7 protein-coding genes are annotated in these 7,932 nt (G+C 67.3%); all 7 read right to left on the bottom strand.

Annotation, left to right across the window (positions count from 1 at the left end):
• Nucleotides 1-1,103: NAD-dependent epimerase/dehydratase family protein (locus tag ACWELQ_RS31015; protein WP_452400579.1), on the bottom strand; the 1,103-nt coding region annotated here is incomplete at its 3' end.
• A gap of 87 nt (nucleotides 1,104-1,190) precedes the next feature.
• Nucleotides 1,191-1,748: a TetR/AcrR family transcriptional regulator gene (locus ACWELQ_RS31010; RefSeq protein ID WP_452400578.1), complete on the bottom strand. Its 558-nt coding sequence runs from the start codon at nucleotides 1,746-1,748 to the stop codon at nucleotides 1,191-1,193.
• 466 nt (nucleotides 1,749-2,214) lie between these two features.
• Nucleotides 2,215-3,585 carry a HAMP domain-containing sensor histidine kinase gene (locus ACWELQ_RS31005; RefSeq protein WP_452400577.1) on the bottom strand — a complete coding sequence of 457 codons (1,371 nt, stop codon included), beginning with the start codon at nucleotides 3,583-3,585 and terminating at the stop codon, nucleotides 2,215-2,217.
• Nucleotides 3,585-4,265: a response regulator transcription factor gene (locus tag ACWELQ_RS31000; protein ID WP_452400576.1), complete on the bottom strand. Its 681-nt coding sequence runs from the start codon at nucleotides 4,263-4,265 to the stop codon at nucleotides 3,585-3,587. Before ACWELQ_RS31000 ends, ACWELQ_RS31005 begins: the two co-directional genes overlap by 1 nt.
• 46 nt (nucleotides 4,266-4,311) lie before the next feature.
• The gene (locus ACWELQ_RS30995; protein ID WP_452400575.1) at nucleotides 4,312-5,805 is read right to left on the bottom strand and encodes an alpha/beta fold hydrolase; all 1,494 of its coding nucleotides are present in this window, start codon (nucleotides 5,803-5,805) and stop codon (nucleotides 4,312-4,314) included.
• 132 nt (nucleotides 5,806-5,937) lie between these two features.
• Complete coding sequence (locus ACWELQ_RS30990) at nucleotides 5,938-7,521, bottom strand: MAC/perforin domain-containing protein (protein ID WP_452400574.1); 1,584 nt, start codon at nucleotides 7,519-7,521, stop codon at nucleotides 5,938-5,940.
• A gap of 166 nt (nucleotides 7,522-7,687) precedes the next feature.
• On the bottom strand, nucleotides 7,688-7,932 hold a 245-nt coding region (locus ACWELQ_RS30985; RefSeq protein ID WP_452400573.1), incomplete at its 5' end, for a hypothetical protein.

The raw sequence follows: 7,932 nt of genomic DNA, 5'->3' as shown, positions 1-7,932 counted from the left end.
GACACGGTCAACGTGCACGTGAAGGTTATCGAAGGCAACAAGGAACGCGTCCAGGGAAGACCGTGCAGCAGCACATGATCGGGTTCGTACCGGTCGCCCACGATCCAGGTTCGACTGCCCGCGACCGTCTCGAAACCGTAGGGGCGCGACCACGGTGCGGCCGCGCCGAAGCGTTCCGCGATGAGGTCGTCGGCCCAGGTGCGCAGCGCCTCGTCGGCGGCGGGCATCGCCAGATTCGCGGCGGCGGCGAAGGATCGGGCCGACTCCGTCGGGTAGCGGTCGGTCGAGAGGAACGACAGCGTCTCGGGATCGGCCCCCGTCAGCTGCCGAGGCAGGCGGCGCAGCAGGCCGACCGGGACACTGCGGCTCGGCGCCCGCACCCCCAGGTGAACGGCGAGCGTGCGAATCAATTCCGGCAGCCGTGGCGTGTTGTCGTCGAGCACCCAATAGCGCTCGCCCGCAGGCGATTCGGGAATGCGAACCAGGAACCGCACGAAGTAGTCGAGGGTGACGATCGGCACGAACACCTCGGGGCCGCCCGGAATCGCGGGCAGCCGCCCTGCCCAGAGATCCCGGACCAGCCCGGCCAGGCCGATGTGCTGCCCCGGCCCGATCACGGTGCTCGGATTGGCGATGCTCAGGGGCACACCGCGTGCGGCGGCCAGCTTCCGGACCGCGAGATCGCCCTCGAACTTCGACGCCTCGTAGGCTCCCAGCCCCGCGTAGTCAGGTTCGCCATCGGGCGCACTCACCCGGTATCCGCTCACGTGTACCAACCGCCGCAAGGCGGGCAGGGTCGCGGCCCATTCGAGGACGTTGATCGCCCCGATCACATTGGTGGCCCGGGCTTCTCGTTCCCCGAGTCCGAAGGCGTACCGGGCGGCGGTGTTGTAGACGTCGCGGGCCTCGGGCAATCCGGTGAGCGGTTCGGTGATGTCGGCGGTGACGACGGTCAGCCCGGCCAGCTCGACCCCGCGCGCGGCGAGCCACGGCGTGAGGGTGTCGTCGCGGACCACCGCCGCGACTGTTCGCCCTTCGCCGAGGAGCTCGGCGACCAGTGATCGGCCGATGAATCCCGTTGCGCCGAAGACGATTGCATCCATACCCACTCCATAAATAGATCGGTCTACATATTTCTTGGTCAGGAAGGAGGGCCGACGTCACGTCGGCCCGAATTCACTTGCGGGAGTTCAGCGCAGCCAGACCGCGATCTGCCGGGCCACCCGGTTCAGCGGTTCCCGGTCGCGATGCGCCCGGGCCAGGATCAGCGCGCCCTCGATGAGCGCGAGAATCGTGGTCGCGAGGTCATCGCCCCCGGGCTGCCCGGCCAGGCGCGCACGCAGAATGTCCTCCCACGAGGAGTAGACCTCCGCGCACACCTCCTGGATCGAGTCGTTGGAGGCGGCCGTCTCGAGCGCCACGGTGGCGACCGGACAACCCTTGCGCCACTCCGACTCCTCGAGCCGGTCCCCCAGTTGCCGCAGCACCAGGTCGACGACGTCGGCCACCGGCAGCTCGGAATCGGCCAGTGCCCCCAAGGAATCGCCGATCGCCGCGCCCGCCCGGCGCACGGACTCCCCGACCAGCTGGTCCTTGCCGCCCGGGAAGTGGAAATACAGCGAGCCCCGGGGCGCGCCGCTGCGCGCGATCACCTGGTTGAGCCCGGTGCCGAAATACCCTGCGGCCTCGACCGACTCCTGTGTCGCGTCCAGCAGCCGGTCGCGCGTCTCGGCGCCCTTCTGACCCATACCCGAGAAAGTAGACCGATCTACATATTCCCGTCAACCCCGGACCGCCCGCCGACCGCGTCGATATTGGCTTGGCCGACAACCACACCGCCGTCTAGAGTCTCCAATGCGCAAGGAGCGCAAGCTGAAACCGAAGTTCGATGTGATCGGCTCAGCGGCACAGTGGGGGTTCGAGTCCCTCTCCCGCCATTCGAGGCGGGATAGCCCAAACGGCAGAGGCACCGCGGCCGACTCAAACTCACATTATCGCTCCAGCTTCAGCATTCGCCGCCGAACGCCGAATCGAAGGAACGGGTAGTCAGCGTGAAGGTTGCGGGTTCAACTCCCGCCGGCTCAGCCACCGATGGGCCGTAGCTCAAACGTAGAGCGTCACGTCAACTTCAGACTCAGCTCGTTCTTAAACGTGTCGGCGTGCCGCAATTGGCGGCCCCCGAGGCCCCGGGGCAGGCTACGCCCCGGGGCTTCCCTAATTCCCCGGCAGCCGGAATCCGACCTGCGCGCCACCACCCGGGCGATCGATCGCGAAGACCGTGCCGCCGTGGGCGGTGACGATGTCGTGGACGATGGCCAGACCCAGACCCGAGCCTGGCGTGGAACGGGTGCGGTCGGCGCGGTAGAAACGGTCGAACACCGCCTCCCGGTCTGCCGCCTCGATGCCGGGACCGCGATCCAGGACCGCCAATTCCGTTCCACGGATGTACATCTCGATCTCCGTATCGGAGGGGCTGAACTTGAGTGCGTTGTCCAGCAGGTTGTCCACACAGCGGGCCAGCGCCCGGGGGCGCGCGGCGAGGGTGGCCGGGTTCGTCACGGAAACGGTGATGATCCGGCCGGTGCGACGGCGGAAACGCTGGGCGGACTCCTCGGCCAGGGTGGAAAGATCCAGCGGCGCGGGGGTTTCGGTGGTGTGCTGGTCGGTAGCGAGTTCGACGAGTTCGCCGACCAGGGCGTCGAGGGCCTTGGCCTCCTGGACCAGGGTGGTGAGGACCTGGGATTCGTCGGCCGGGTCGAGGCGGCCCTTGGCGCGCTGGAGGAGTTCGGCGCTGCCGCGGACCGAGGTGAGCGGGGTGCGCAGTTCGTGTCCGGCGTCCTGGACCAGGCGGTGCTGCTGGGCCCGGGACAGGCGCAGGGCGGCGAGCATGGCGTTGAAATCGCGCGTCAGATCGCCGATTTCGTCGTTACCCGCCTCGGGGAGCACGGTGGTCAGCTCGCGGGTGGTGGTGATGCGCTGGGTCGCCTGGGCGAGGCGGCGCATGGGGCGCAGGATGCGGCCGATGGCCAGCCAGGCGGTCAGGGCGACCAGCAGCACGGCGACGGTGGTGATCGAGGCGGTGCGCCAGAGGAATTCGCGGTCGACGCGTTCGACCTCGGCGTAGTCCTGGCCGACCATGACCGCGCCGCCGCCGGGGCGCGCCTTGGTCAGGACGCCGTAGGAGATGTCGCCGACCATGACCTCGGTCTCGGCGCTGCCGCTCCCGGATCTGGCGATGGCGAGATCGGTGTCGTTGACCGGCAACGGATCTCGCCCCGCGGTCAGCGGCCGCACGGTCCCGTCGGCGAGCAGCAGTTGCTCGGTCATATCGGAGCGCACGGGCAGCATCGTCCCCGCTGGGGCCGCCCCGCTCGGTGCCGACGGGCCCGACGTGGCGGCGCCACCGGGCGCGGACTGGTTCTCCGCCGCGCGCAGCACAGCCAGCACCGTGTCGGCCCGGTCACCCAGGCTGCGGTCGACTTGCGCTGCCACCAGCGGGGATACGCTGCGATACGCCGTCACCAGGGCGACCACGATGGCCACCACGGTCGCGGTGAACACCACCAGGGTGAGCCGGGTCCGCATCACGCCGCCTTCACGGTGAAGCCGACATTGCGGACGGTCTGGATGAGTCGCGGCGCGCCGCCCTCCTCGGTCTTGCGCCGCAGATACCCGATGTACACATCCAGCGACCGCGACTCGGTGTCGAAGTCGAAGCCCCAGATGTGTTCGTAGATCTGACCTCTGGTGAGCACCACCGGCGCATTGCGCAACAGCAGCTCCAGCACGTCGAACTCCGTGCGGGTGAGCTCCAGCAGCCGGTCCCCGCGCCGGACCTCCCGGGTAGCGGGGTTCAGGCTGAGGTCGGCGACCGCCAGCACCGCGGGTTCGGCGGGTGCGCTGCGCCGCAGCAGCGCGCGCAGCCGGGCGAGCAGTTCCTCGGTGTCGAACGGCTTGCCGAGGTAGTCGTCGGCCCCGGCGTCGAGTCCGGCGACCCGGTCCCCGGCCTGTCCCCGCGCGGTGAGCACGAGGATCGGCAGCCTGTCCCCGCGTCGCCGCAACGTCCGGCACAGTGACAGCCCGTCCAGGCGCGGCATCACCACATCCACCACCGCCAGATCCGGCCGGTCGGTCTCGAGCAGGTCCAGGGCCTCCCGCCCGTCGCAGGCCACGCTCACCCGATACCCCTCGAACCGCAGCAACTGTTCGAGGGTGCTGCGCACATTCGGATCGTCCTCGACCACGAGCACTTTCGCTGATGCCATCGGGTCAGTCTGGTCGGTGGCGGACACCGTCATCGCAGGGCTCCCGTCAGTTCGTGACCGGGGCCACGACGATCGGCGGCAGCGCGGCGACGCACTCCGCGCCCGTCACCGCGCCGGTGCGTACGAAGCCCGCGACGAGGCCGACCACGCAGCCGCTCGGTTCCAGATCCGGCACATGCCCGGTATTGGGCACCGAAATGAAGGTCGCGCGCGGGAATTTCGCGGCCACCAGCTTGCCGTTGGCGTCGGGGGTGATGGCGTCCAGGTCACCCGACAGCACCAGTACCGGGACATCCGGCAGCGGGGTGGTCACCTGGTCGGGCCGCTGATGTCCGGGGATGCCGGGCCAGCGCAGACAGGCGTCGCCGCCGTCGCGCTGTCCCGCGGTGAAGCCTTCGGCGCTGAACGCCCCGTACTGGCCCGCGGTCTCGGCCAGACGCTGCCGGTACTGCTGCTCGCGCTGCGGCAGCGCCGCGTCCCGCGACCAGAGCGACGGATAGTCGTTGCACGCCACCGTGATGTAGAGCCCGATGTTCTCGTAGGCGGGCTCCTCGGTGGTGAGCCGGACGAACTCGGTCAGACCGGTGTCGTCGCCGCGCACGGAAGCATGCAGGGCGGCGGGCAGCAGACCCAGCGGGGTCATGTGCTCCGGGGCCGCGCCGACATTGCTGGTGGCGGCCTCGAAGACCAGGCTCGCCAGCTTGGCCTCGGTCAGCAGTACGTCGGACTTGGCCCGCACCGGCAGCGGATGCTCACGCAGGCGGGTCGCCACCGTGTGCAGATCCTCGACGGCGATGTTGCCGTCACAGGCCCGGCTGCGCTCGCAGATGCGTTGCAGTGCAAGGGAGACCGCCGCCGCGTTGGGCCGTTGCAGCGGGTCGTGATCGGCGGGGTAAGCGCCGGTGAGCACCATCGAGGCGACGCGGTCGGGATGGCGCTGGGCGTAGACCGGCATCAGATAGGTCCCGTAGGAGATGCCGTACGGGATCACCTTGTCGATGCCGAGGCGATCCCGTACCGCGTCGAAGTCGTCCACCGTGGCCGCCGAGGTGTACCCGGCCGCCTTGTCCCCCAGCCGATCCGCGCACCGGTCGACCGCATCCCGCTGCTGTTCACGGGTGCCCAGCTGATACTCGTCGGCCCCCACACCACAGTCGATCGCGCCGGACACCCCGGTGCCGCGCGGATCGATCAGCAGCACATCATGATCGGTGAGCAGTCCGGCCGTGACCTGGGCGGCCTCGGCCGCATGCGAGATCATCGGCACGCCGGGCCCGCCCGGATTGGGCAGGATCGTCCCCGCCGCCCGCTGCCCGCCCGGATGCTTGATCAGCGCGTACCCGACCTCGACGGTGCCCAGTTCCGCCCGGCCCTCGACCAGCGGCCGCGTCACGGTGCCGCAGTCCACCGCGTACCCCTCGACCGTCGGGCACCACGGCAGCGCGCGATCCCGCTCCCCCGCATCGCATCCCGTGATCAAACCCGCAGCTATCGCCGCGACCGCGGCCAAACCCATCCCGGACCGTATTCCAGCGCGCATGCCCTCGGCTCCCTCATCCGTGCGCCGCCCGGCACTTCCGGGCGGCTCACAGGAATCGTGCGCGGCCGAGGTCAAACCCGATTCAAACGAATGACAAAGGCGTGTAAGAATCCGCGCCCGAGAATCGGGACACTACTTTCCGGACCCTTCCGGCAATACGAGCGAGCCGTAACCACGCTGTCCGAGGGCCTTATTGGCGGTGCGGGCATAGGTCAGGCCCAGCACCGACGGGTTCAGATTGAACAGGTACGGCTGCTCGAGCCAGTTCGCGGGCGAGTACATCGCCTGCAACAGTTCGATCGCATGCCCCTGCACCGATCCCTGCCTGCCCAGTACCACGTAGCAGCAGGAACCGGCCTTGTAGTCATAGCCTTTGAACTTCTTCCAGAGGTTCATGGTCGCGCCGATGCTCAACAGCCAGTTCGAGAACTCCTGCGACGGATAGTTCTGTAGGTCGATCCCGAATCCGCTGACCGCGGCGACATATCCATGCTGGGTGACCTTGTTGAGATCGGTCATCATGGCGTGATAGATCGACGGATTCGGTTTCAGCGTCTGCCCGACATACGTCTGGTAGTACAGGTGGCACATGATCGGCTCATAGGTGTGCGGATCGTAGAGCGCCAGTTGATATCCGCCCACCGGCGCCACCTGGCCGGGCCCGACGATGTGCGGCGGGGGCGGTTCCACCGGCGGCGACGCCACCGCCACATTGCCGTTGGTGATGATGCCCCAACCGGTGGAGACATTGCCGCCGCCGGGTGCGGTGCCCGGGGTGTAGTCGGTGTCGGCGAAGACCAGGATCGCGCCGTTCGTGTACGCCTCCAACGCATCCGCCACCGCGGCGGCCTGCTGGCCGTAGAACAGGTGCGTCAACGGTTTCAGGGTGTACTCGATGACCGCCGGGTTCTTCATGACCGCGTTCGACCACTGGGTGAAGATGCCGACGTGGTTGTCGCCGTAGCTGGGGTTGAGGGCGTCGAGGATGGAGTTGTCGCCGCCGGTGGCGCTGACGGTGACCAGCCGGCTGTTGGACCAGCTCTTGCCGAGGGTGTCCCACTGCGTCTTGGATTCGGCCTTGCCCGAGGTGAATACGGCCTTGTACTCGAGCGTGATGTTGGCGCTGACCGACTGCTGGTTGGAGGAGTAACTGGTCTGCACGGCCTCGTAGTAGTCGAGGCTGCCGCCCACGACGACCCGGTCGACCAAATGGGTTCCCCACTTGCGGAACATCGAGAAGAATTGCTCTTGATTCTGCGGGGTGAAGGTATCCGGCAGGTTCTTCACATCCGGATCATTGCGGAAAGCCGGGGTCTGCATGTCCGGTGATCGGTCACCGAGCAGGAGATCCCACGCGGTGAAGTCGGCTTCATAAATGCCGTAATAGTATGACTGGTCGGTATTTACAGTTTTCTGGTAGGCCAGGTCGAACTGGCCGCTGAACGCGCCGTAGGAGGCCTTGACGCCCGCCTTCTGCGAGAAATGCGACTGGAACTGTTCGACCGTGTTGTAAACATAGGACGAACCCGTGGTGTGGGTGGACTCGGTGGGCTGGGCGTTCTGCGGCACCTGATAGACGATCCCGGTCGGGGGATATTCCCAGGTCTTGTCCTCCGGACCAAGAGCGATTATCTGCGGCATGAGCGACTTGGCGCTATAGGTTCCCAGAATATTGAATCCGCGCCCGATAGCGGAGGCGCCGGGTATCAACGACATGGTGTGATCCTTCCTTTGTCGTCCCCAGAGCAATGGTAGGGTTTACGCGGTCGAAACAACTTGCACTCCAAAGGAATTAAGAAACATACCCGCGGTCTCACAATTTCAGCCCCACGTGCGCCGGAAACGGCGCGCGGGGGCTTCGCGTGAAATCTGCTGAGTCAGTTCAATAATCCTGTTTGTCCGGCTCTCGGCGTTTCCTGTCGACCACCCCTGGAACCAACCAGTTCCTTTGGTATGTTCGCGGCGGTGTAGAGAAATCGACCGAACGATCCGAACAAGGGGTGTGGACCTTGTCCTTTCGAACAGTGCGATCCAGCAACGCGGCGGGGCGATCCAGCAACCCCGCAGGGCGATCCAGCAAACTCGCGGGCAGCGTCGCCGCGGCCGCCCTGACGGCCGCCGGAATCC

The organism is Nocardia sp. NPDC004722 (assembly GCF_053601505.1).
Note: the sequence above shows the minus strand (reverse complement) of the source record. Positions and strands in the feature narration are given on the sequence as shown.